The organism is Streptomyces sp. JH34 (genome assembly GCF_029428875.1).
GTDB lineage: Bacteria > Actinomycetota > Actinomycetes > Streptomycetales > Streptomycetaceae > Streptomyces.
The window spans coordinates 5,344,048-5,367,838 of record NZ_JAJSOO010000001.1; the positions used below are offsets into that span (position 1 = coordinate 5,344,048).

Here is a 23,791-nt window from a genome sequence, read left to right on the forward strand (position 1 = left end):
CGAAGCGGAGACGAGGATGCCCGACAGCGGCGCGAGCCGGGCCCAGCAGGAGCACGAACACATACCGACGATCAGCAAGGGCGCCGCACTCGGCGCCCAGGCCACCGCCACCCCCACCGCTGCGGGTGTACCGGCCATCTCCACGACCATCGCGCCCGGTCTCCCGGGCGCCCCCACGACCACCGCACGGCGGGCCGGCCTCCTGGTCACCCTGGTGCTGGGCGGACTCACCGCCCTCCCGCCGCTCTCCATGGACATGTACCTCCCGGCACTCCCGGAGGTCACCGACGCGCTGCACGCCCCGGCCGCGACGGTCCAGCTCACCCTGACGGCCTGCCTCACCGGCATGGCACTCGGCCAGCTCGTCGTCGGCCCCATGAGCGACCGCTGGGGCCGGCGCACGCCACTGCTCCTCGGCATGGTCGTCTACGTGCTCGCCACCGCGATCTGCGCCGTCGCCCCCACCGCGGAACTCCTCATCGGCTTCCGCCTCCTGCAGGGACTGGCCGGCGCCGCGGGCATCGTGATCTCCCGGGCCGTCGTACGCGACCTGTACGACGGCGACGAGATGGCCCGGTTCTTCTCCACACTGATGCTGATCTCGGGGGTCGCGCCCGTCGTCGCGCCGGTGATCGGCGGCCAGGTACTGCAGTTCACCGACTGGCGGGGCATCTTCGTCGTCCTCACCCTCGTCGGCGTGCTGCTCACCCTCGTCGTCTGGAAGTGGCTCCACGAGACACTCCCCGCGGAACAGCGGCACACGGGCGGTGTCGGTGACGCGCTGCGCACCATGCGCGGGCTGCTCGCCGACCGGGTGTTCACCGGCTACATGATCGCGGGCAGCCTCGCCTTCGCCGCGCTCTTCGCCTATGTGAGCGCCTCGCCGTTCGTCGTCCAGGAGATCTACGGGGCGTCGCCGCAGACCTTCAGCCTGCTCTTCGGGATCAACTCCATCGGGCTGATCGCCGTCGGCCAGATCAACGGCAAGCTGCTCGTCGGGAGGGTCAGCCTGGACAAGGCGCTCGGCCTCGGCCTCGCCGTCATCTCCGTCGCGGCGGTCGCCCTGCTGCTGATGACCTCCGGGGTCTTCGGCGAGGTCGGTCTGGTGCCGGTGGCCGTCGGGCTGTTCGTGCTCATGTCCGCGATGGGCCTGGCCATGCCCAACACCAACACGCAGGCCCTGATGCGCACGCGGCACGCGGCGGGCTCGGCCTCCGCGCTGCTGGGGACGTCCCAGTTCCTGATCGGCGCCATCGCCTCGCCCCTGGTCGGGATCGCCGGTGAGAAGACCGCCGTGCCGATGGCCGTCGTCCAGGTGGTCTGCGCGCTGGCCGCGGTGGTCTGCTTCCTGCTGCTGTGCCGGCCGTGGCAGGGCCCGGGTGCCGCGCGGGAGACGTACGCCGAGGGCTGAGCGCACCGCGACCGTGCACGGGGGCCCGGGCGGGCAGGCTCGGGCCCCCGCGTGCACCGTCCCGGCGGCCCCGGCCTGCTCGGCCCGTCCGCCGGCAGCCCGGCAGGTGCAGCCGCTCCGTCCCGGTTCCGTCCCGGACCACCGGGCTGCGGAGCGGGGTGACCCTGCGCCTACAATTCGGCGGTGAACGCCACCCTCCCCACCGCGGAAACCCTGCGAGCGGCGCTGGCCGCCCTGCTCGACGGGCTGCCCCCGACCCAGGCCGCGCAGGCCGTCGACCGGCTGATCGCCAGCTACCGCGGGACCACCCCCACCGACGCACCCATCCTGCGGGACCGCTCGGACGTCGCCGCCTACGCCGCCTACCGGATGCCCGCGACGTTCGAGGCGGTGCGGTCCTGCCTCGCCGCCCTCCGCGAGGCCGCGCCGGACTGGGTGCCCGCCACCCACACCGACATCGGGGGCGGTACGGGCGCGGCGAGCTGGGCGGTCGCCGGGGCCTGGGAGGGGACGCGGACGACCGTCCTGGACTGGTCCGAGCCGGCCCTCGCACTCGGCCGTGAGCTGGCCGAGTCGTCCGGCATCCCCGCGCTGCGGGCCACGACCTGGGAGCGGGCGAGGATCGGTACGTCACCGGCTCCGGCGCCCACGGACCTGGTGACCGTGTCGTACGTACTCAAGGAGCTCACGGCCGAGAACCGGGCCGTGGTCGTGGACGCCGCCGCGGCGGCCGCGCAGGCCGTGGTGATCGTCGAGCCCGGCACCCCGGACGGCTACGACCGGATCATCGAGGCCCGCGACCGGCTGATCGGGGCCGGCCTGACCGTCGCCGCCCCCTGCCCGCACGACGACGCCTGCCCCATCGAGCGCGGCACGGACTGGTGCCACTTCTCGGCGCGCGTCAGCCGCTCGTCCCTGCACCGGCAGGTCAAGGGCGGTTCGCTCAGCCACGAGGACGAGAAGTTCAGCTACGTCGTGGCGACCCGGTTCGCCACCGCCCCCGCCACCGCCCGGGTCACCCGCAGGCCCCAGATCCGCAAGGGACAGGTGCTGCTGGAGCTGTGCACGAAGGACGAGGGCCTGCGGCGCGCCACGGTCACCAAGCGGCACGGCCCGCTCTACCGCGCCGCCCGGGACACCGCGTGGGGCGACTCCTGGCCGCCGGCGGAGGACTAGGGACTTTCGACTCAGGCCCGCAGCTCCTGGGTGCAGCACTTCACGCTGCCGCCTCCCTTGAGCAGTTCGCCCAGGTCCATCGGTACCGGCTCGAAGCCCCGGTCCCGCAACGGGTCGAGGAGGCCCACCGCGGCCTGCGGGAGCAGCACGTGGCGGCCGTCGCTGACCGCGTTGAGGCCCAGCCGGGCGGCGTCCGCCTCCTCGGCCAGCAGCGCGTCGGGGAAGAGCCGGGCGAGCACGGACCGGCTGCCGGGCGAGAAGGCCCCGGGGTAGTACATGATCTCGTCGGCCGCGTCGTCGAGGACGCACAGCGCCGTGTCCAGGTGGTAGTAGCGCGGGTCCACCAGGTCGAGGCCGATCACCGGTCGGCCGAAGAACTCCTGGGCCTCGTCGTGGGAGAGCGGGCTGGACCGGAAGCCGCGCCCGGCCAGCAGGTACGAGGCGGTCACCGCGAAGTCGCCCTCGCCCTCGTTGACGTGAGCCGGTTCGTGGATCTCGGTGAAGCCGTTGGCCCGGAACCACTCCCGGTGCGCCTCGGCCTCGGCGTACCGCTCCCGGTAGGCGAAGAGGGCGCCCAGCACGCGGCCGTCGATCACCGTGGCCCCGTTGGCGGCGAACACCATGTCGGGGAGGTCCGGGCGGGGGGTGAGGAGTTCAACGGTGTGGCCGAGGGCCCGGTAGCGGTCGCGCAGGTCCTCCCACTGGGTGGTCGCCAGGGGCAGGTCGACGGGTTTCGACGGATCCATCCACGGGTTGATGGAGTACGTGACCTCGAAGTGGGCCGGGGCGCACATCAGGTAGCGACGAGGGGTGGCGTCACGGGTCAATGAAGGCTCCTCACGAACGGCGGCCTCGGCCGCGGCACGGTGGGATGCGCACGGGGTGTGTGCGTGAGTTCATGGTGCGCCGGACCGGGCCGTCGCGCTGTGATCCGTTCGGGTGGTTCTCACGGACGGAGAAGCGGGTGTCATGGCAACGGGCAAGACGATACGTATCGGACCGCGACCCTCTAGGGTGGCCGGATGTCACCTCACAGGACCCCCGACTCCGGTCGCCGCAGCGACCGCTCCCGCCGCGCGATCCACGAGGCCGCGCTCGCACTCGTCGGCGAGGTGGGGTACGCGCGGACGACGATCGAGGGTATCGCCGCCCGGGCCGGGGTCGGCAAGCAGACGATCTACCGCTGGTGGCCGTCGAAGGCGGCCGTGCTCATGGACGCGTTCCTCGACATGGCCGCCCGCCGGGCGGCGGAGGCGGACGCGTCGGGAGGGGGCGGTGAGCACGGCATCCCGGACACCGGCGACCTGGCGGCGGACCTCAAGCCGGTCCTGCGCGCCACGGTCGACGAACTGAACGACCCCGCGACCGAGGCGCCCACCCGTGCCCTGGCCGCCGAGGGCGTCATCGATCCGGCGCTCGGGGCCCAGTTCGTGGAGAACCTGCTCGAACCCCAGCTCCAGTTGTATGTCACACGCCTGCGCGCCGCACAGGAGGCCGGCGAGGTGCGCGCGGACGTCGATCCGCGGATCGCGGTGGAGTTCCTGGTGGCCCCTCTCACCCACCGCTGGCTGCTCAGAACGCTTCCGCTCACCCATGAGTACGCGGACGCGGTCGTCGACCACGCCCTCCGAGGACTCCTGGTACGCCCCTGAATCCGGCCACCCGATCCATGACAGCCCGTACACGCGCGGCATCCTCCGCGTGACCGTCCGGGCACCCGCTTCGCGACTACGGCCACCCGAGGAGCAGGATGGTGGGACCATGGACGGGTAACCACTGAGGTGAGGGGATAGATGGGCGCCGATTCCGGCCGCAGTCGCGGCACAGAGGGCAGGATTTCCCAGTGGCTGCGCAGGCGGCCGAAACCGCAGCCGGAGACCGACGACGCGGCGCGGCTGGAGCTGCTCCTGGCCGTCGCGGAGGCAGGAATGCCGATCTCACCCGCCGCGCATCCGTCCGGGTACCGGTGTTCCTGCGAACGCATCGGCTGTCCCACGCCCGCCCGGCACCCCGTCTCCTTCGCCTGGCAGACGCAGTCCACGACGGACCGCGGACAGATCGAGCGCTGGGCGGCCAACCAGCCGCTGGCCAACTTCATCACCGCCACCGGCATGGTGCACGACGTCCTCGACGTCCCCCTCGCGGCGGGGGAGGCCGCACTGGAGCGGCTCATCGCCGCCGGCATCGACGTCGGGCCCGTGGCCCGGTCCGGTGCCGACCGGATGCTCTTCTTCACCGCCACCCGCGGTACCCCGGACGACGAGGACGAGTGGTGGCCGTGCGAGCTGGACTGCCACCCCGAGACCATGGACGAGCATCCCGGTCTCCGCTGGCACTGCCGCGGCAGCTACGTCCTCCTGCCTCCCGCACGGCTCCCCGGTGAACTGGACGTGCACTGGATCCGCGGACCCGAGAACCCGCTGCCCGATCCGCTGACCCTGCTGGAGACGCTCACCGACGCCTGCGCGCGGTACGCGGACACGGCCGACGAGAGCGATCTCGACCACGGTTCGGTGGCCTGGCCGCTCAGCCGCTGAGGACGCGACGGCCCCGCCGCGACGGGGCCGTCGTCCTCAGCGGTCAGGAACCCTGTGCCGCGACCAGACCGGGCAGCCGGTTCAGCACGCGCACCTTGCCGTCCGTGCCGCCGTCCGCGCCCTTCCTGGGCACGTAGACCAGCTGACTCGAGACCCGCTCCTTGGTGAGGGTGCTCTTCACCTCACCGGTCAGCAGCGCCCGCACGTCCGCCGTGACCGTGGGACTGAGCCCCTCGGCCGCCGTCTGCCGTTCGAAGTGCTTGCTGCTGAAGAAGACGAGCGCCCCACCGTCCTCCGTCGTGAGGCCGAGCGGCGCGAACGTGCCGGAATCCAGTGCCTGGTCGACGTACTGGTACGAGAAGCCCGCCCTGCGGGTGTTCTTCCGGGCGTCGCGCCAGCCCGAGGTCATCGATCCCGCGGCGAACACGTCCGGTGTGCCGTCGGTGAGGTAGTCCGTGTACGTGGTGCTCAGGTCCGCCGGCGGGGAGGCCAGGGCGGCGTCCGTGTCCGCGGAGGGCACGGGCTCGGCCCAGCCGTCGGCGTCCTCGCGGAACTTCGGGATCTCGGACGGCGAGGCGACCGCCAGGTAGGCGACCTTCCACGGCGCGTCCGGACCGGTGCGGACGAACGCCATCAGCCAGCGGGTGTCGAGCTTCCCGCCGTCCTGGTCGCGGTTGGAGTCGGTGTCCGCGAGGAACCAGCGCGGCCAGCCCGCCTTCTTGGGGATGACGTACGACGCGTCGGTCAGCTCCAGCGGTTCGTGCTCGGCGTTGCCCTCCGGGCTGTTCTTCCGCCGCGCGGCCAGACCGGCCTGGTTGATCGCACCGAGCGAACCGGTCACCCGGTCCTCGTCGAGCGCCGGATCGTACGCCTTGTCCGCCTTGTTGTAGGCCACGGTGAAGTCCTCCAGGGCCTTCGCGGCCTCGGACTCCGTCGCTCCCGGCACTACTTCCAGTTCACCGTGTACCGTCACGCAGCCGCTCGCCGTCACGACCAGTACCGTCGCCGTCGCGAGCCCCGCCGCCAGTCGACCCAGCCTTCTCATCCGTTGCCTTCTGCGCCTTCTGATCCGTCGTCCGCACTGACCGCCTGAACCCTACCGGGGCGAGGAACAGCGCGAGCGTGGGGATGAGATACAGCGCCCACACCGTGACCTGGAGAACGGTCGGGTCGGCCTGGAAGTTGAAGACGCCCTTGAGCAGGGTGCCGTACCAGCTGTCCGGCGGAATTGTGCTCGTGATGTCGAACGCCTTGCTCTCCAGGCCGCCGAGGAAGCGGGCCTCCTGGAGGTCGTGCACGCCGTAGGCCAGCACTCCCGCCGCCACCACCACGAGCATGCCGCCCGTCCAGGTGAAGAACTTCGACAGGTTGATCTTCAGCGCGCCCCGGTAGAACAGCCAACTCAGCACGACAGCGGTCGCGATGCCCAGCAGTACCCCGATCAGCGGCGACGACGAACCCTCACCGCTGGCCCGCACCGAAGCCCACACGAACAGCGCGGTCTCCAGGCCCTCGCGGCCCACCGCCAGGAAGGCGGTGGCCACCAGGGCGCCGGTGCCCATCGCGAGCGCCGTGTCCAGCTTGCCGTGCAGCTCCTTCTTCAGATGCCGCGCCGTACGCCGCATCCAGAACACCATCCAGGTCACGAGCCCGACGGCGATGATCGACAGCGAGCCGCCGAGCATCTCCTGCGCCTCGAACGTCAGCTCCTGGGAACCGAATTCGAGCGCGGCGCCGAACGCCAGCGAGATGGTGCAGGCGATGGCGATGCCGGTCCACACCGGGCGCAGCGCGTCGCGGCGGCCGGTCTTGACCAGGTAGGCGATGAGGATGCAGACGACCAGGCCGGCCTCGAGTCCCTCGCGCAGGCCGATCAGATAGTTGCCGAACATACCGGTCCTTCCAGGGTGTGGATCATGGGAACGCCCGGGCCGCCCGGACCACGCCGGGTCATGCGAACAACGCCCGGCCCCACCAGTCGTCCGTGTCACGGACGCCGGGCGGAACGGCGAAGACGGCCGAACCCACGTGCTGGATGTACTCGTTGAGCGCGTCATGCGCCGCGAGGCCTCGCTGCACCGGGATGAAGCCCTTGCGGACGTCCCGCTGGTAGGCCAGGAAGAACAGCCCCGCGTCGAGCCTGCCCAGACCGTCCGTGCCGTCGGTGAAGGAGTAGCCGCGGCGCAGGATCGTCGCCCCGCCGTTGCTGTCAGGGTGGGCCAGGCGCACGTGCGCGCTCGGCAGCATCGCCTTCAGGAACGGTTCGTCGCGCTCCTTCGCCTTGCCGACCGGAGCGCCCTCGCCCTTGTCACGGCCGAAGATGTCCTCCTGCTCCTGCAGAGGGGCGCGGTCCCACGTCTCGATGTGCATGCGGATGCGCCGGGCCACCAGGTACGAACCCCCGGTCATCCATCCGGTGCCGTCCGTCGCCCCGGCCCACACGTGCTTCTTCAGGGCGGCTTCGTCCGTGCCCGAGATGTTCCGGGTGCCGTCCTTGAACCCCATCATGTTGCGCGGGGTCTGCGTGCCGGGCGTCGTCGAGGACGTCTTGCCGAACCCCAGCTGCGACCAGCGCACGGCGGTGCGCCCCATCCCGATCCTGGCGAGGTTCCGGATGGCGTGCACGGCGACCTGCGGGTCGTCCGCGCAGGCCTGCACGCACAGGTCGCCGCCGCTGCGGGCGGCGTCCAGGTTGTCGCCGGGGAACTTCGGCAGGTCCACCAGCGCCTCGGGCCGCCGGTCCTCCAGGCCGAAGCGGTCCTTGGCGAACAGGGACGGGCCGAAGCCGATGGTGAGCGTCAGACGGGACGGCCTGAGACCCAGCGCCTCTCCCGTGTCGTCCGGCGGGGCCTCGGCGGGCCCTCCGTACGCCCCCTCGCCGACGGCCCGCCCGGCCGTCATCCGCTCGGCGGCCCGGGTCCACTCCTCGAGGAGGGCGGTCAGCTCGGCCCTGTCCTTCGTGGTCACGTCGAACGCGGCGAAGTGCAGCCGGTCCTGGACCGCGGTGGCGATCCCGGCCTGGTGCGCTCCGTGGAAGGGCACCGCGACGCCGCTGTCCGACGCCGGTTCCGCGTCCCCGCCGGAGCGCACCGCGGCGACCGCGCCGCCCGCCGCCACCGCGCCGAGCGCCAGCCCGGCACCGCCCCAGCCGAGCAGGGCACGGCGCGAAGGTGTGGGGGAGCCGCCCGGCTCCCCGCCCCCGGTCCCGGTTTCCGTCATGATCGCGTTCCCTTACTTCGTGACCGCGGCGGCCAGCTTGGACAGCGGCTCCGCGAGTGCGTTGACCGCGTCCGAGAGCTCCTTGCGGTCCGCCGCGCCGACCTTGTCGTACGAGGTGAAGTCGTAGGACGCCTTGTCCGTGCGGTACTTGTCCAGCAGGGTGTCCAGCGCCGCGAACTGCTTGTCCAGGGACGCGGTCAGCGCGGGGTCGTTCTTCGACGCGATCGGCTTCAGGAGCTCGTACGACCGCTCCGCGCCCTCGACGTTCGCCTTGAAGTCGACGAGGTCGGTGTGACTGTAGCGCTCCTCCTCACCGGTGACCTTGCCGGTGGCCACCTCGTCGAGGAGTTCCTTGGCGCCGTTCGCCATAGACGTCGGGGTGATGTCCGCCCGGCCGACCCGCTTCTGCCAGTCCTGCAGGTCCTTGTAGAGGGTGGGCGCGAGCGCCTTCTCCTCGGCGCCCAGCTTCCGGTCGTGCCACAGCGCCTTCTCCAGGCGGTGCCACCCGGTCCACTCCTGGCCGTCCTCGAGGCCGTCCTCGCGGACGTCGACCTTCGGGTCGATGTCGCCGAAGGACTCGGCGACCGGCTCGGTCCGCTCCCAGCCGATACGGGAGCCGGCGTACGCCTTCTTCGCCGCCTCGATGTCGCCCGCGGCGACGGCGTCCGTGAAGACCTTCACCTTGGGCAGCGTCTCGTCGGCCTGCGCCTGCACGTAGGTGCGGTAGCCGGCCACGGCCTTGTCCATCTCGGGGCTGCGCCCGGCGGAGGTGCCTCCGGTGACCTCGACCGTCTGGCGGATGCCCTGGCCCTTCATTCCGGGCTTGCAGGCGATCTCGTACGTACCGGCCTTGATCTCGGCCGTGATCTTCGCCTTGGTTCCCGGGCCGATGTTCTCGCGCTCCGTGACGATCCGGTCGTCCGGGAAGAGGACGTAGACCTCGGTGACCTTGGAGCCCTTGTTCTGCACGGAGAGTTCGACGTGCCCGGCCGGGATCTTCTTCGACGACACCTCGCAGGAGTCGTCCTTGGCGACCACTTCGACGGCGCCGTCGCCCTTGCTGTCGCTCTTCTCGGCGCAGCCCGTGACGGCGGTCAGTGCGGCCACCGCGGCGACAGCGGTGGCGACGGAGGGGCGAAGGGCTCGCATGAGGGCTCCACATGGGTGAAAGAGCGGGGGACGACAGGGAAGAAAAGCAGGTGAGGCTGGCCTAACTTAACCGCGACTCACCTCGCCGCCACCCGTCGGTGAGGTGATTCGGGTCTCATCCGCCCGTATCGGAAACGGTCCGGTCACGATGACCTCATGGGGAACCCACGGAAAGGTCAAACGCGGGTCAAGCGGGCGCTCCCGTGCCGTCACGCCCATCCGGCGCTCGCTCGCCGTCGCGCTTCTCGCGGCGCGGCTCGCGGTGCTGCCCGGGACCGAGGCCCCGGGCGGTGCTTGAATGCGCATGTGAACGACTTCGACGTACCCGACGGCATCGACGTACTGCGCGTGTTCTGCGGCCCGGACGGCGGTCACGGTAACGCGCTCGGTGTCGTGCGCGACGGGCGCCGGTATCCCGACGACGATTCCAGGCAGGCGCTCGCACGCGAACTCGGCTTCAGCGAGACCGTGTTCGTCGACGACCCCGAGCGTGGCACTGTCGACATCCGGACGCCGGGTCTGCGGCTGCCCTTCGTGGGGCACCCTCTCGTCGGTGCCGCCTGGCTGCTCGACATCGAGGTGCTGGAACTGCCCGTCGGGGACGTGACGGCGCGCCAGGACGGCGAGTTCACCTGGATCACGGGCCGCCCCGAATGGGTGCCGCCGAGGACGCTGGAGCAGTACGCCTCGGTCGCGGAGGTCGAGGCGCTGACGGGGCCGCCACCCGGCGACGGCTGGCTCTACGTCTGGGCCTGGGAGGACGAGGCCGCCGGACGCGTACGGGCGCGGGCCTTCCCGCGGCGGGGGGACTCCGTCGACGAGGACGAGGCGACCGGTGCGGCGGCCATGCTGCTGAGCGCCGCACTCGGCCGGGCCCTCAACATCACCCAGGGGCGCGGCTCCCAGATCCTGACCGCACCCGCGCCGGACGGCACGTACGAGGTCGGCGGGCGGGTACTCCTGGCGGTCGCGTCCTGAGGGGCGTCCGCGCGGCGGAAGGCGCTACGCGCTGAGCGGGAAGGCCTCGCCGAGCTCATGGAAGACGGCGGTGTTCAGCGCGAAGGCGCGCTTGCACTCGTCGACGACGCGCTGCTTCTCCAGGTCGTCGGCGTCCACCGCGTCCAGCAGCTCCCGGTACTCCCGCTTGAAGGCCGCCGGATTGGGGATCTGCTCGAAGACGTAGAACCGGACCCCGTCGCCCTTGCGCTCGAAGCCCCACGTCTTCTCCGCGGTGCCGCGGATGATCTGGCCGCCCGAGAGGTCGCCCAGGTAGCGGGTGTAGTGGTGTGCCACGTATCCGGCCGGCCACTCGCGGGCGCACTCGGCGACCCGCGCGGCATAGGCGGCGGTGGCGGGCAGCGGCTCCAGGCCTTCGCGCCACCCCTCGCCCCGCAGGTGGGCGAGATCACGCTCCAGCTCGGCCGTGCGCATCAGCTCCGGCTGGACGAAGGGTCCGGCGACCGGGTCCTCGCGCAGAGCCTGCGCGCCGTCCTCCAGCGCCCGGTAGACGAACCACAGCTGCTCGGTGTAGCGCGTGTACGCCTCCACGCCGAGCCGCCCGCCGAGCATGTCGCTCATGAAGGTCGACGACTCGGCCTCCGTGTGCTGCTCGTGCGAGGCGGTGCGTATCAGGGTGGAGAAGGGCGTGGTGGCGGTCGGGTCCAAGGCGGGCCTCCGGGGATCATGGGGACGGGAAGTCCGGACATGTGCATCCGTACCGGCGGCGGCTGGTGCACGCCGCCGCGCGACGATATGCCGATCCTCCTGCTTAGGCATACCTAAGTCAACAGGTTCCCGACTGGCTGTCGGTAAACATGATGCCTGACGGGACGCCCTACGGGAGGGTCAGGATCTCCGCCCCGGTCTCGGTCACCACCAGGGTGTGCTCGAACTGGGCGGTCCGCTTCCGGTCCTTCGTCACCACGGTCCAGCCGTCGTCCCACATGTCGTAGTCGTGGGTCCCGAGCGTCAGCATCGGCTCGATGGTGAACGTCATCCCGGGCTGCATCACGGTCGTCGCGTGCGGGCTGTCGTAGTGCGGGATGATCAGGCCGGAGTGGAACGACGAATTGATCCCGTGTCCCGTGAAGTCCCGCACCACCCCGTAACCGAACCGCTTCGCGTACGACTCGATGACGCGGCCGATCACATTGATCTGCCGTCCGGGCCGCACCGCCTTGATCGCGCGGTTCAGCGACTCCCGGGTGCGCTCGACGAGGAGTCGCGACTCCTCGTCGACCTCGCCGCAGAGGTAGGTGGCGTTGTTGTCGCCGTGGACGCCGTCGATGTAGGCGGTGACGTCGAGGTTCACGATGTCGCCGTCCCGCAGCACGGTGGAGTCCGGGATGCCGTGGCAGATGACCTCGTTCAGCGAGGTGCAGAGCGACTTCGGGAAGCCCCGGTAGCCGAGGGTCGACGGGTAGGCCCCGTGGTCCACCATGAACTCGTGGGCGACCCGGTCGAGTTCGTCGGTGGTGACCCCCGGGGCGATGAGCTTGGCGGCCTCCTCCATCGCCTGCGCCGCGATGCGGCCCGCGATCCGCATGCGCTCCACGGTGCCGGAGTCCTGGATCTCCGGCCCGGTGTAGGGGGTGGGGGCGGGCTTCCCCACGTACTCGGGGCGCCGGATCCTCCCGGGGACGGAACGGACGGGAGTGATCTCCCCTGGTACGAGAAGCGACTGGCCAGACATGTCAGCGAGTCTAACCAGCGTGCCCGGGGCACCATGGCAACGAGGAAAGGATCCCGCAATGGCCCTGTTCAAGAAGCGCACGGTGGGCAAACCGGGCGAGTGGTACTACTGCCTGGAGCACAAGACGGTCGAAGAGGGCCCGGACTGCCCGGGGAAGGACCGGTTCGGCCCGTACGCCACCCGGGGGGAGGCGCAGCGCGCGATGGACACCGCGCGTGAGCGGAACCTGGAGTGGGAGAACGACCCGAAGTGGCACGACCGCCAGGACGGGACGACGGACCCAGGGGCCTAGACACCCGGCAGGACACCGGGCTCCGCGTCGGGCCGGTCCCCTGCGGGGCCGGCCCCCGCCGCCCGCCTGCGGACCGCGTCCTCGTCCGTCGCGGAGTCGTACGTGAGCAGCTTCGGCAGCGCCGCGGCCAGCAGCGCCACCGAGGCGACACACGCCGCCCCGCCGGACCACACGGCGGAGCGGGTCCCCGTCCAGCCGGCCATCGCACCGGCCCGCACCTGGCCCAGCTGCGGGCCCACGCTGTACGACAGCACCTCGATCCCGGCCAGCCGTCCCCGCAGTCCGTCCGGGACGGTCTGGTTCCAGATCGTCGACCTGCCGAGACCGCTGAGCATGTCGCCCGCCCCGGCGAGGGCGAGGCAGACCAGGACCAGCCAGACGTCCTGGAACCACCCTGCCGCCGCGATCGCCAGTCCCCAGCCCGCCGCGCCGCCCACGACGAACAGCCCGTGCCGACGCACCCGCGAGGTCCAGCCGCTGGTCAGCCCGAGCGCGAGCGAGCCGACCGACCCCGCGGCGTACATCAACCCCAGGGCCCACTCCGCGTCCAGATCGTCCGCGAGGAACGGGAAGACCGCGTTCGGGAAGGCGAAGAACATCGCGGCGAGGTCGACGGCGTACGTCCCGAGCAGCACCGGGCGGCTCCACGCGTAGCGGGCGCCCTCGGCGATCCCGCGCAGGGACGGCTTGGCGGCGTCATGGGCGGGCGGCGCCGACGACAGCCGCAGGCACAGCAGCACCGAGACGGCGAACGTGACGACGGTGACGCCGTAGGCGGTGGCGTGTCCCGCGTACGCCACCACGACCCCGGCGAGCGAGGGGCCCGCGATCGCGCCGACCTGCCAGCGCAGCGAGTTCAGCGCGGCCGCCGCCGTCTGCTGGTCGTGCGGCACGATCCTGGCCATCAGGGAGTCCAGGGCGGGCCGCTGCAGTCCGGCCAGTGCGGACACCCCGCCGGCCACGACGTACAGGGGCCAGAGGGCGGGCTCCGGGGCGAGAGCGTTGACCAGCAGCACCAGGGCCAGCAGCCCGAGCCCCGCCTCGGTGCCCAGGATCACCCTGCGGCGGTCGGCGGAGTCGGCCAGTGCCCCTCCGTACAGCCCGAAGACGACCAGCGGCACGAGTTCCACCGCGCCCATCGCGCCCACGGCGAGCGGCGAACCCGTGAGGTGCTTGATCTGCAGCGGCAGTGCGATCAAGGCCATGAAGCTGCCGAAGTAGGTCACGAGCCCCTGGACCCACAGCAGCCGGAAGTCGGCCGAGGCGCGCCAGGGCGAGAGGTCGGGCAGCAGGCGGGAGGTCACGAGAGGTCATGGTCCGTCGCCGCACCCGCGGCGGCAACCGAATTCCCCGGCACCCCTCACCAACGCGGTGGGGGAGGTGCAGTCAGCTGGTCGGCGAGCCTGGACAGCCGGTCCCGGAACGACCGCCGGCCCCGCGGGGTGACCGCCACGTTCTCCCCGGCCGCCGCGCTCACCAGGTGCTGGACCGTGTCCAGGTCGACCTCGTCCTCGTCCGTCACCGTGAGTGCCTCATGGGCGAGGCCCCGCACCTCCGTGTCGCCGCCGTCCAGCGACAGCACGGTCGCCCCCGCCCGGCGCGCGTCGTGCACGCGCTCCAGCAACCCGGCGTCCGGCCGTTCCGGCGCGACCACGAGCAGCGTCTCGCCGCGCCCGGCCGCCTCGATCCGGCCGAGCCCGACGGCCAGGTGCGCGGGACCGTCCGGCTCCACCCGGTGGCGCACGAGCGTGGGCCGCAGCTGCGGCAGACCCGACCAGGTGGACTCGTCCACCAGATGCGCGGCCATGTGCCACGGCTCGTAGACCTCGGTCCCCACCAGCAGCAGCCCGCCGCCCCGGGGCACGACCGACGACCGCAGGGTCCGGGCGAACCCGCGGGCCGCCGTGGGCCATTCGGTACCGGCCAGGACTTCGCGCAGCAACGCGACACGCACAGCATCCATGGCCCGGCATCATGCCCCGGCCATCCACCCGTGGCTGCCGGAACGCGGCAGTTCACCCGGACGGGAACTGCCAGGAAGGGCACTGCCCCGCCCCCGCCGTCCCCGGCACGATGACGCCATGACCGCCGCACACACCTTCGCCTGGTCCTGGTCCCTCGGCTGGACCCTGCTGGTCCTGCCTCTGTCCCTCGCGCTTCTGCGCGGCCGGGGGCCCGCATGGCTGCTCCGCCGCGCCACGCCGCGCATGGTCCGGATGCGGGGTGTCGGAGGCCTGATCCTCTGGGCGAGCGCCGTGACCTCGGCGGTCTTCCCGCTCGTCGGGGCCTCCACGGACGCGTGGTACCCCGTCAGGACCCTGGCGGGCCCGGTCGCGGTGCTCGTCGCGATCGTCCTCGTCGGCGTGACGGACGTCGCAGAGCGACGACGGCGCGGGAAGGCCCTCCCTACCTCGCAGTAGGGTCGCGCCATGACAACGAATGACAATGGAAGCGCACCCAAGCCCCCCGCCAAGGACCCCTGGGACCTTCCCGACGTCTCCGGGCTGACCGTCGGCGTACTCGGCGGAACCGGCCCCCAGGGCCGCGGGCTCGCCTACCGCTTCGCCCGCGCCGGGCAGAAGGTCGTCATCGGCTCCCGCGCCGCCGACCGCGCCGAGGCCGCCGCCGCCGAGCTGGGCCACGGCGTCGAGGGCGCCGACAACGCGGAGTGCGCGCGCCGCAGCGACATCGTGATCGTCGCCGTGCCGTGGGACGGCCACGCCAAGACGCTCGAGTCCCTCCGCGAGGAACTCGCCGGGAAACTCGTGGTGGACTGCGTCAACCCGCTCGGCTTCGACAAGAAGGGCGCCTACGCCCTGAAGCCCGAGGAGGGCAGCGCCGCCGAACAGGCCGCCGCCCTGCTGCCCGACTCCCGGGTCACCGCGGCCTTCCACCACCTCTCGGCGGTGCTCCTCCAGGACGAGACCATCGAAGAGATCGACACCGACGTCATGGTGCTGGGCGAGGCCCGCGCCGACACCGACATCGTGCAGGCGCTCGCGAGCCGTGTCCCCGGTATGCGCGGAGTGTTCGCCGGCCGGCTGCGCAACGCGCACCAGGTCGAGTCGCTCGTGGCGAACCTGATCTCCGTCAACCGCCGCTACAAGGCACACGCGGGGCTGCGCACCACCGACGTGTGAGCCCGTGACCCGAGCCGAATCGGGCATGAGGGACACTGGACGGGACCACGCACCATCCCCGGACAGGAGCACCCGCCCTCATGCCCCGCCTCGCTCTCTACTCCATCGCCGTCTGCGTCCTGGCCGTCGCCGCAGCCGTGGTGTCCTTCGCCGAGGGCAGCCTGCTCGGGATCGTCTGGGTGCTGCTGGCCGGCCTCTCCTCGAACATGGCGTGGTTCTACCTGCGCAGGCACCGCGCGCAGTCCCGCGCCGACGCCGCCTGAGGGCCGGCCCGCACCCGGTCCGGCCCGGGCGGGAGACCTAGCGGATCATCGCGCAGCCCGGGTCCTGGTCGCCGAACCACTCCTGCCAGAAGCGGTAGGTGTCGAGCCCGCAGTACGTCTCGACCTCGCTGACGCCCAGGCCGCGCAGCAGCGCGTCCACCGCGTCGAAGAAGACCCCGTTGAGCTCCGGGATCCACAGGAGCGCGAACACGGCGATCAGTCCGAAGGGCGCGAAGGGTTCCACCTGGCGCCTGACCTTGTACGAGAGCCACGGCTCGATCACGCCGTAGCCGTCGAGGCCCGGGACCGGGAGGAAGTTCAGGATCGCCGCCGTCACCTGGAGCAGCGCCAGGAAGGCCAGCGCGAGCCGGAAGGGCAGCGGGACGCCGTCCAGGGCGTCCAGCCAGAACGGGGCCGTGCAGACGACGGCGAACAGCACGTTCGTCAGGGGGCCGGCCGCCGAGATCAGGCTGTGCTTCCAGCGCCCGCTGATGCGGCCCCGCTCGATGTACACCGCCCCGCCCGGCAGACCGATGCCGCCCATGATCACGAACAGCACCGGCAGCACGATGCTCAGCAGGGCGTGGGTGTACTTGAGCGGATTGAGCGTCAGATAGCCCTTCGCCCCGATCGAGATGTCGCCGCTGTGCAGCGCGGTCCGCGCGTGCGCGTACTCGTGGAGGCAGAGCGAGACGATCCAGGCCGCGGTGACGAAGAGGAAGACCGCGAAACCGGTCTGCTCGGCGAAGTCCGTCCACACCGCCCAGCCCGAGACGGCCATGACGGCGACGATCCCGAGGAAGATCGGGCTGACCCGCCGGTCGCTGGGGCGGCGGAACGCGGTGGTCATCGACGACACTCCCGAGGGCTTCTGGACAGCGGCTGGAGCCCCCGAGCGTACGGGTGACAGGGCGGGAACGTCTCACCGGCTGGTGGTAGTTCCCCGCGGGGCCGAGCCGTCACGGACAATGGGCCCGTGCACTACGGCATCCTCGGCACCACCCGCGCCCTGCGCCCCGACGGCACGGCCGTCGCCCTCGGCGGGGCGCGGCTGCGCGCCCTGCTCACCGTGCTCGCCCTCAGCCCGGGGCGTACGGTCCCGGCCGGGACGCTCATCGACGAGGTGTGGGACGGCGACCCGCCCGCCGACGCCCCCGGCGCGCTGCAGGCACTCGTCGGCCGCCTCAGGCGCGCTGTCGGCCGGGACTCGGTCGAGTCCGTCACGAGCGGCTACCGCCTGGCCGCGGCCCCGGACGCCGTCGACCTGCACCGTTTCGAGCGGCTCGCGGGGGAGGGCGCGCGGGCGCTGGTGGACGGCGACGCTCCGAAGGCGGCCACGGTCCTCGACGAGGCACTCGCCCTCTGGCGCGGGCCCGCCCTCGCCGACCTGCCGGACCGCTCCGTGGCGGCGGCCCGCTGGGAGGCCAGGCGCCTGGACGCCCGCCGCACCCGGATCGAGGCCCTCCTCGCGCAGGACCGGACGGACGACGCCCTGCCCGAACTCGCCGGACTCTGCGCCGACCACCCCCTCGACGAACCCCTGCAGGCCCTCCGCGTCCGGGCGCTGCGGGACGCCGGACGCACGGCGCAGGCCCTCGCGGTGTACGACGAGGTGCGCACCCTGCTCGCCGACCGGCTCGGCACCGACCCGGGACCCGCCCTGCGCGCCCTGTACGAAGGGCTGCTGCACCAGGACCGGCCCGCCCCGGCCCCCGCTCCCGCCGCCCTCCCCGCACGGCAGGGCAACCTGAGGGCCAGACTCACCAGCTTCGTGGGACGTGAGTCGGACCTCGCCGACCTCGGCGAGGAACTGCCCAGGGCACGGCTGATCACCCTCCTCGGCCCCGGCGGCGCGGGCAAGACCAGGCTGTCCCAGGAGGCGGCCGAGCGGGCCTCCGCCGCCTGGCCCGACGGGGTGTGGCTGGCGGAACTCGCCCCGGTCGACGACCCGGAAGCGGTGCCGGAGGCCGTCCTCACCGCGCTCGGCGGACGCGAGACCGTGATGCGCGGGGCCGGCGCGGAGGAACTCCGGGCGGCCGAGCGGGGCGCGGGCGAACCGCTCGCCCGGCTCACCGAACACTGCTCCGGGCGCCGCATGCTGCTGCTCCTGGACAACTGCGAACACCTCGTCGAGGCGGCTGCGGCCCTCGCCGACCACCTGCTGGCCCGCTGCCCCGGGCTCACCGTCCTCGCGACCAGCCGTGAACCCCTCGGCGTACCGGGGGAGTTCGTCCGGCCGGTCGACCCGCTGCCCGACCCGACGGCGCTGCGGCTGCTCGCCGACCGGGGCGCCGCGGCGCTGCCCGGCTTCCGGGTCGACGCGGACGAGGAGACGGCAGCGGCCTGTGCCGAGATCTGCCGGCGCCTCGACGGGCTTCCGCTGGCGATCGAACTCGCCGCGGCCCGGCTGCGCATGCTCACCCCTCGTCAGATCGCCGACCGCCTCGACGACCGTTTCCGGCTCCTGACCAGCGGCAGCCGCACCGTGCTTCCGCGCCAGCAGACCCTACGCGCGGTCGTCGACTGGTCCTGGGACCTCCTGGACGAGGACGAACGCACCGCTCTGCGCAGGCTGTCCGTCTTCTCGGGCGGCTGCACCCTCGCCGCCGCCGAGGCGATCTGCGCGGACCTGCCGGGCGGCGCGTACGACGTGGCCGCCGCGCTCGGCTCGCTCGTCGACAAGTCCCTCGTCGTCGCCGCCCCCGCCGCCGACGGCGGGATGCGCTACCGCCTCCTGGAGACGGTCGGCGAGTACGCCTCCGAACGCCTCGACGAGGCAGGGGAACGGGACGCCGTCGAGCGGCAGCACCTCACGTATTACCGGGAGCTGGCCCGCACCACCGACCCCGAACTCCGTGGTGCCGGACAGCTCGCCGCCCTCGACCTGTTCCAGCGGGAGTACGAGAACCTGCGCACCGCCCTCCGGCACGCCGTCGCCGCCCGCGACGAGCAGGAGGCGCTCAGCATGGTGCTCTCGCTCGCCTGGTACTGGCAGATGCGCGATCTGCGCGGCGACGCCCTGCAGTGGTCCGAAGCCGCCGCGGCGCTCGGCCCGGATCCGTTCGCCCTGCCCGCCGCTCCCGCGCCCTCGCTCACGGCACACTGCACCGACACGCCGCCGCCGTTGGGCCCGGACATGCTCCAGGAGGCGCGGCGCCAGGTGGCGTTGGTCCAGATAACCAGCATGGACCACGCGACGGACCTCTGGGCGAACGAGGCCGGCATGGCGCGTCTGCGGACCATAGCCGCCACCTACCGCGCCGGTCAGCCGCAGACGTGCCGCAGCCCCGGCTGGCTCTGGCTCTTCGCCGTCGTACTCACCGGGGAGACCACGGACCTGCGGGGACTGCTGGACGAGTCGGTCCGTGCCTCACGGGAGCTCGGGCACGACTGGGAACTGGCCGCCGCGCTCCAGATGCGCGCCAACGTCTTGGCCAACCGGCCCGACTGGGCTGCCGCGGCCCTCGCGGACTCCGACGAGAGCCTGGAGATCGTCCGGCGCCTCGGCGACGACTGGGGTACGGCCGAGGCACTCTCCGCACGCGGCGAGGCCCACGAGAAGAGAGGCGACCACGGCCGGGCGGCCGATGACTACCGCGCCGCGATCGGCTACGCGGAGAAGCTCGGCGCCCGGGCCCAGGTCCTGGTTCTCCGTACCCGTTACGCCTCGGCGCTGATCGAGCTTGGCCGTGGTGCGGAGGGCGAGGTGATCCTCCGGGAGGTGCTGGTCGAGGGACGGCACGTGGGGCACGAGGGCACGGCGTTCGCCCGGTTCTTCCTGGCCATGTGGCTGGGCAGGTCCGGCCGTACCGTCGAGGCGCGCGAGCAGCTCGGAGTGCTGTACGACGACTTCAGGTCCGCCTCCATCGGTGTCTTCGAGGCGTTCGTGCTGGGCGGGATGGCATGGCTGGACAACCAGGAAGGGCTGTACGCGGACGCCCTGGCCCGGGGCCGCGAGGTGCTGGCGCAGGCCGATGACCGGTTGTCGCAGATGGTGGCTCCGCAGATGCACCTGCTCCACCTGGTGACCGTGGCACGGGCGCTCGGTGGACTCGGAGGGGAGCACCGGGCCACCCTCGCGGCGCGGCTGCTGGCCGCCGGACAGGCGCTGCTGCCGGACGGGCACGTGCCGACGTCGATGGAGCGGGACGACTACGCCGCGGCCGAGGAACTCGCCCGCGGGGTTCTCGGTGACGCCGCCTACGAATCGGCGTACGCGGAGGGCGGCGGCCTCACCCTGGAGGAGGCCACCGCCCTGTTGCACGTGTACCTGGACGCGTAGGCGTCAGGACTTCTTGCGGAACCTGGACACCGCGAGCGGGGCCGTCACCGCGGTGACGGCCACGGTCCAGCCGAGCGTCACCCAGACCGAGTGGGCGAGCGGGCCGCCCATCATCAGGGCGCGCGCGGCGTCCGCCAGGTTGGACAGCGGGTTGTAGTCGGTGAACGTCCGGAGCCAGCCGGGCATGGTCTGCGTCGGGGCGAAGATGGACGACCCGAACTGGAGCGGCATCAGCACGAGCATCCCCATCCCCTGGACGGCCTGGGCCGTCTTCATGGTCAGTCCGAGCAGGATGAAGATCCACATGATGGCGGCGCCGAACGCGGCGGAGAGGGCGATCGCCCCGATCAGCCGGAGCACCGACTGCTGGAGTTCCATGCCGAGCGCGAAGCCCATGGCCAGCAGGATCAGCGTGGCGACCATCATCCGGCCGAGCTCGACCACGATCTTCGCGACGAGCACCGAGGAGCGGGCGATCGGCATCGTGCGGAAGCGGTCCATGACCCCCTTGCGGAAGTCGTCGTTGACGCCGGAACCGACCGCCATGGCGATGTTCATGCCCATCATCGCCATCAGGCCGGGGATCAGGTAGTTGAGGTAGTCCTGCCGGTCCCCGCCCATGCTGCCGCCGACCGAGCCGCCGAAGACGTACACGAACAGCAGCGTGAAGACGACCGGCATCAGGAGCGCGTCGAACATCGACTCCGGATCCTTCTTGATCTGGAGCAGATTGCGCCGTACGAGTGCCCCGATGTGGCGAAGGTTGTTCCGCAGCCCGATCCTGCCCTCGTCGTGGAGCTTCGCTGCCGGTGCGGACGTGCCGGCGCCGGTGGGGGCGGGCGTCAGAGTCGTCGTGCTCATGCCGCGACCTCCTGCGGGATCGTGTCGGTGCGGGTGGCCTTGTCGCCCGTGACGGCCAGGAAGACCTCGTCCAGGCTGGGCAGCGCGGTGGCCACATGGGCCAGGGAGAAGCCCCGGGTGCCGAGCAGCCCGATCACGGCGGTCAGCTGCTGGTCGCTGAGGATGGGGACGTGGAGCAGCCCCTCGTCCGGGACCGCCTGGACGCCGGCGACGCCGTCGAGACCGGCTTCCCGGAGCGCCTGCGCCATCGCGGCCAGTTCGGCCGGGTCGGAGGGCCGGATGTGCAGGGTGCGGCCGCCGACCTTCGCCTTGAGCTCGTCCACGCCGCCCCGGGCGATGATCCTGCCCTGGTCGATGACGGTGAGCTCGTCGGCGAGCTGCTCGGCCTCTTCCATGTACTGGGTGGTGAGCAGCACGGTCGCCCCCTCCGCGACCATCCGCCGCACCTCTTCCCAGACCTCGTTGCGCGTCCGCGGGTCGAGCCCCGTCGTCGGCTCGTCCAGATAGAGGACGGCCGGGCTGCCGATCATGGAGGCGGCCAGGTCCAGGCGCCTGCGCATACCGCCGGAGTAGTCCATGGCGGCCTTCTTCGCCGCCGGGGTGAGCGAGAAGCGCTCCAGCAGCTCGTCGGCGCGGGACCGGGCCTTCTTGCGCGGCAGGTCGAGCAGCCGCCCGATCATGTAGAGGTTCTCCCAGCCGGAGAGCTTCTCGTCGACCGAGGCGTACTGCCCGGTGAGGCCTATGGTGCGGCGCAGTTGCCGGGGCTGCCTCACCACGTCCCAGCCCGCCACGACCGCGTGACCGGCGTCGGGCACGATCAGGGTGGACAGGCAGCGTACGAGGGTGGTCTTCCCGGCTCCGTTGGGTCCCAGCACGCCGAGGACGGTGCCCTCGCGCACGTCGAGGTCCACCCCGTCCAGCGCCTTCGTCTCGCCGTAGTGCTTGACCAGCCCCCGTACCTCGACGGCGTTCGTGCCGCCCTTGAGGTTCTTGTCGTTTCGCGTCATGGACACCATCGGACCAGCCGTCACCGACAAGTCACCGACATGTCGCCGACAACGCACCGACAGGGGGCCGACAGGGCGCCGACGGAAGGCGACAGCCCGCCGATGGGGGAAGTCGGCGGGCTGTCGGTGGTGCGGCAGTGGTCGTGTGGGCGTCAGTGGAAGGTGTGCTCCGCCGCCGGGAAGGTGCCGCCGACGACCTCTTCGGCGAACTCCTTCGCGGCGTCGGTCATGACCTGACGCAGGTTGGCGTACTGCTTGGTGAAGCGCGGGACCTTGCCGCCGGTCAGGCCGACCATGTCGGTGTAGACCAGCACCTGCGCGTCCGTGTCGGGCCCGGCGCCGATGCCGACGGTCGGGATGTGCAGGGTGCGGGTGACCTCGGCCGCGAGTTCGGCCGGCACGAGCTCCAGGACGACGGCGAACGCGCCCGCGTCCTGCACCGCCTTCGCGTCGCGCAGCAGCTGCTGGGCGGCCTCCTCGCCGCGGCCCTGGACCCGGTAGCCCATCGCGTTGACGGACTGCGGGGTCAGGCCGATGTGTCCCATGACCGGGATCCCGGCCTCGACCAGGAGCCGGATCTGCTCGTGGGAGCGCTCGCCGCCCTCCAGCTTGACCGCGCCGACCCCGGCGTCCTTGACCAGCCGGGTGGCGTTGCGCAGCGCCTGGACCGGGCCCTCCTGGTACGCGCCGAAGGGCAGGTCGGCCACGATGAGCGCGCGCTTGGTGCCGCGCACGACGGCGGCCGAGAGGACGGCCATCTCGTCCATGGTGACGGGCACGGTGGTCTCGTAGCCGAGGTGGCAGTTGCCCATGGAGTCACCGACGAGCATGACCGGGATGCCGGCCTCGTCGAAGACGGACGCGGTCATCGCGTCGTAGGCGGTGAGCATGGGCCACTTCTCGCCGCGCTCACTGGCGGCGGCGATGTCGTGGACGCTGATGCGGCGGGTGCTCTTGCCTCCGTACAGCGCCTTGCCGGCGCCGGGAGTCGGCCCCGCGGGGGGTGTGGCGGACTGGTTCTGCGCAGCCTGAAGCGACATGGCCAACGGCTCCTTCGTCATCTCGAGGCGCCCTGACGGCGTCCCCGGATCCCTTCCATGGTGGCATCCCGGGACGGTTCCCGGGAAGTGGGCCCGCCGTGCCCGGTGAACGGTGCGCGGCAACCGGGTAGAGCCCCCCGACCCCACCGTCTCCGGCACCGCCGGCCTGGACGGCCTGCGGGTCGTGCTGGAGTCCATGCGCACGCGCGGTCTCGCCCAGCGGTCCTCCGCCCTCCTGCACAACGTGTTCGTGCGGATGAAGAAGCACCCCAGGCTCTGGACGGAGTACCAGAGCACCGTCATCGCGCCCCGCCGCGTCGCATGACGGCCGCCGTGCGGCGGGCGGTGGACGCGGGCGAGCTGCGCGACGACCTCGACGTGGACCTCATGGACGACCTGTTCCTGGGACCCATGTTCGTCCGCACCGTCCACCGTCCGGAGACGGCCCTGCCGGAGGACCTCGTCTACCGTGTCATCCGGACCTCCTCCAGGGCCTCGCGCCACGCGCGCGGAATGCGCGGGACACGGTCGCGGAACCGACGACTGCTTCCGCGTGAACGTTCTGTCACAAGCCTCACCACAGCCACCCGGACCGGAACCCGTCATGCCGCGTCGGTCGTCCTGATGGCAGAACGGCCGTCGTCGACGGCGAGAACGGCGTCACCCATCGCCTAGGGTCGGGAGGCGCGGTGATGTGTACGGCAAGGCAGTGAGGACGAGCG

The 23,791-nt window shown here is 72.0% G+C and carries 23 protein-coding genes and 1 pseudogene; 11 read left to right on the forward strand and 13 right to left on the reverse strand.

Features of this window, described 5'->3' with window-relative positions; all coding sequences use genetic code 11:
* Positions 1-16: 16 nt before the first annotated feature.
* Positions 17-1,411: a Bcr/CflA family multidrug efflux MFS transporter gene (locus LWJ43_RS23960; protein ID WP_277334273.1), complete on the forward strand. Its 1,395-nt coding sequence runs from the start codon at positions 17-19 to the stop codon at positions 1,409-1,411.
* A gap of 183 nt (positions 1,412-1,594) precedes the next feature.
* The gene (locus tag LWJ43_RS23965) at positions 1,595-2,587 is read left to right on the forward strand and encodes a small ribosomal subunit Rsm22 family protein (protein WP_277334274.1); all 993 of its coding nucleotides are present in this window, start codon (positions 1,595-1,597) and stop codon (positions 2,585-2,587) included.
* An 11-nt stretch (positions 2,588-2,598) separates the two neighbouring features.
* On the opposite strand, the pseudogene ddaH reads toward LWJ43_RS23965, so the two are convergent.
* Positions 2,599-3,435 (reverse strand): annotated as a pseudogene (gene ddaH, locus LWJ43_RS23970) (dimethylargininase); the annotation flags it as partial.
* A 174-nt stretch (positions 3,436-3,609) separates the two neighbouring features.
* Between ddaH and LWJ43_RS23975 the strand changes: the two are divergent.
* The gene (locus LWJ43_RS23975; RefSeq protein ID WP_277334276.1) at positions 3,610-4,239 is read left to right on the forward strand and encodes a TetR/AcrR family transcriptional regulator; all 630 of its coding nucleotides are present in this window, start codon (positions 3,610-3,612) and stop codon (positions 4,237-4,239) included.
* Between the two features lie 141 nt (positions 4,240-4,380).
* On the forward strand, positions 4,381-5,124 hold the full coding sequence (locus LWJ43_RS23980; protein ID WP_277334277.1) for a bifunctional DNA primase/polymerase: 744 nt from the start codon (positions 4,381-4,383) through the stop codon (positions 5,122-5,124).
* A 43-nt stretch (positions 5,125-5,167) separates the two neighbouring features.
* On the opposite strand, the gene LWJ43_RS23985 is transcribed toward LWJ43_RS23980, so the two are convergent.
* Genes LWJ43_RS23985 through efeO form a run of 4 tightly spaced genes read right to left on the reverse strand, consistent with a single transcriptional unit; the run spans position 5,168 to position 9,492 of the window.
* Entirely contained in the window at positions 5,168-6,169 is a 1,002-nt protein-coding gene (locus tag LWJ43_RS23985; RefSeq protein WP_277334278.1) for an SCO2278 family lipoprotein, read from the reverse strand.
* Positions 6,081-7,016, reverse strand: a complete 936-nt coding sequence (efeU, locus tag LWJ43_RS23990; RefSeq protein ID WP_277334279.1) for an iron uptake transporter permease EfeU — start codon at positions 7,014-7,016, stop codon at positions 6,081-6,083. The genes LWJ43_RS23985 and efeU overlap by 89 nt, the downstream gene beginning before the upstream one ends.
* Positions 7,017-7,074: 58 nt before the next feature.
* Positions 7,075-8,343 carry an iron uptake transporter deferrochelatase/peroxidase subunit gene (gene efeB, locus LWJ43_RS23995; RefSeq protein ID WP_277334280.1) on the reverse strand — a complete coding sequence of 423 codons (1,269 nt, stop codon included), beginning with the start codon at positions 8,341-8,343 and terminating at the stop codon, positions 7,075-7,077.
* A 12-nt stretch (positions 8,344-8,355) separates the two neighbouring features.
* Positions 8,356-9,492 (reverse strand): iron uptake system protein EfeO, encoded by a 1,137-nt coding sequence (gene efeO, locus LWJ43_RS24000; RefSeq protein WP_277334281.1) that lies wholly within the window; start codon positions 9,490-9,492, stop codon positions 8,356-8,358.
* A gap of 306 nt (positions 9,493-9,798) precedes the next feature.
* Between efeO and LWJ43_RS24005 the strand changes: the two genes are divergently transcribed.
* Positions 9,799-10,470 (forward strand): PhzF family phenazine biosynthesis protein, encoded by a 672-nt coding sequence (locus LWJ43_RS24005; RefSeq protein WP_277334282.1) that lies wholly within the window; start codon positions 9,799-9,801, stop codon positions 10,468-10,470.
* 24 nt (positions 10,471-10,494) lie between these two features.
* On the opposite strand, the gene LWJ43_RS24010 is transcribed toward LWJ43_RS24005, so the two are convergent.
* Entirely contained in the window at positions 10,495-11,157 is a 663-nt protein-coding gene (locus LWJ43_RS24010) for a biliverdin-producing heme oxygenase (protein ID WP_277334283.1), read from the reverse strand.
* 169 nt (positions 11,158-11,326) lie between these two features.
* Positions 11,327-12,184, reverse strand: a complete 858-nt coding sequence (gene map / locus LWJ43_RS24015) for a type I methionyl aminopeptidase (RefSeq protein WP_277334284.1) — start codon at positions 12,182-12,184, stop codon at positions 11,327-11,329.
* A gap of 58 nt (positions 12,185-12,242) precedes the next feature.
* Here map and LWJ43_RS24020 point away from each other — a divergent pair, with 58 nt between their 5' ends.
* On the forward strand, positions 12,243-12,476 hold the full coding sequence (locus LWJ43_RS24020) for a hypothetical protein (protein ID WP_277334285.1): 234 nt from the start codon (positions 12,243-12,245) through the stop codon (positions 12,474-12,476).
* On the opposite strand, the gene LWJ43_RS24025 is transcribed toward LWJ43_RS24020, so the two are convergent.
* Together LWJ43_RS24025 and LWJ43_RS24030 are read right to left on the reverse strand one after the other, a co-directional pair.
* On the reverse strand, positions 12,473-13,780 hold the full coding sequence (locus LWJ43_RS24025; RefSeq protein WP_277334286.1) for an MFS transporter: 1,308 nt from the start codon (positions 13,778-13,780) through the stop codon (positions 12,473-12,475). The two genes, LWJ43_RS24020 and LWJ43_RS24025, sit on opposite strands and share 4 nt — an antisense overlap.
* Before the next feature lie 56 nt (positions 13,781-13,836).
* Positions 13,837-14,439, reverse strand: coding sequence for a hypothetical protein (locus LWJ43_RS24030; protein ID WP_277334287.1), 603 nt, complete (start codon positions 14,437-14,439; stop codon positions 13,837-13,839).
* Positions 14,440-14,557: 118 nt separating this feature from the next.
* Between LWJ43_RS24030 and LWJ43_RS24035 the strand changes: the two genes are divergently transcribed.
* From LWJ43_RS24035 to LWJ43_RS24045, 3 genes are all read left to right on the forward strand, one after another.
* Entirely contained in the window at positions 14,558-14,896 is a 339-nt protein-coding gene (locus LWJ43_RS24035) for a hypothetical protein (protein WP_277334288.1), read from the forward strand.
* 9 nt (positions 14,897-14,905) lie between these two features.
* The gene (gene npdG / locus LWJ43_RS24040) at positions 14,906-15,616 is read left to right on the forward strand and encodes an NADPH-dependent F420 reductase (protein WP_277334289.1); all 711 of its coding nucleotides are present in this window, start codon (positions 14,906-14,908) and stop codon (positions 15,614-15,616) included.
* 80 nt (positions 15,617-15,696) lie between these two features.
* On the forward strand, positions 15,697-15,879 hold the full coding sequence (locus tag LWJ43_RS24045) for a hypothetical protein (RefSeq protein ID WP_277334290.1): 183 nt from the start codon (positions 15,697-15,699) through the stop codon (positions 15,877-15,879).
* Positions 15,880-15,916: 37 nt separating this feature from the next.
* On the opposite strand, the gene LWJ43_RS24050 is transcribed toward LWJ43_RS24045, so the two are convergent.
* Positions 15,917-16,729: a site-2 protease family protein gene (locus LWJ43_RS24050; protein ID WP_277334291.1), complete on the reverse strand. Its 813-nt coding sequence runs from the start codon at positions 16,727-16,729 to the stop codon at positions 15,917-15,919.
* Positions 16,730-16,855: 126 nt separating this feature from the next.
* Between LWJ43_RS24050 and LWJ43_RS24055 the strand changes: the two genes are divergently transcribed.
* Positions 16,856-20,161: a BTAD domain-containing putative transcriptional regulator gene (locus LWJ43_RS24055; RefSeq protein ID WP_277334292.1), complete on the forward strand. Its 3,306-nt coding sequence runs from the start codon at positions 16,856-16,858 to the stop codon at positions 20,159-20,161.
* 3 nt (positions 20,162-20,164) lie between these two features.
* On the opposite strand, the gene LWJ43_RS24060 is transcribed toward LWJ43_RS24055, so the two are convergent.
* From LWJ43_RS24060 to panB, 3 genes are all read right to left on the reverse strand, one after another.
* On the reverse strand, positions 20,165-21,022 hold the full coding sequence (locus LWJ43_RS24060; protein ID WP_277334293.1) for an ABC transporter permease: 858 nt from the start codon (positions 21,020-21,022) through the stop codon (positions 20,165-20,167).
* Entirely contained in the window at positions 21,019-22,038 is a 1,020-nt protein-coding gene (locus LWJ43_RS24065; protein WP_277334294.1) for an ATP-binding cassette domain-containing protein, read from the reverse strand. The genes LWJ43_RS24060 and LWJ43_RS24065 overlap by 4 nt, the downstream gene beginning before the upstream one ends.
* Positions 22,039-22,181: 143 nt before the next feature.
* Positions 22,182-23,069: a 3-methyl-2-oxobutanoate hydroxymethyltransferase gene (panB, locus tag LWJ43_RS24070; RefSeq protein WP_277334295.1), complete on the reverse strand. Its 888-nt coding sequence runs from the start codon at positions 23,067-23,069 to the stop codon at positions 22,182-22,184.
* A 57-nt stretch (positions 23,070-23,126) separates the two neighbouring features.
* Here panB and LWJ43_RS33115 point away from each other — a divergent pair, with 57 nt between their 5' ends.
* Complete coding sequence (locus tag LWJ43_RS33115; protein ID WP_462100907.1) at positions 23,127-23,744, forward strand: TetR/AcrR family transcriptional regulator C-terminal ligand-binding domain-containing protein; 618 nt, start codon at positions 23,127-23,129, stop codon at positions 23,742-23,744.
* The last annotated feature ends 47 nt before the right edge of the window (positions 23,745-23,791 follow it).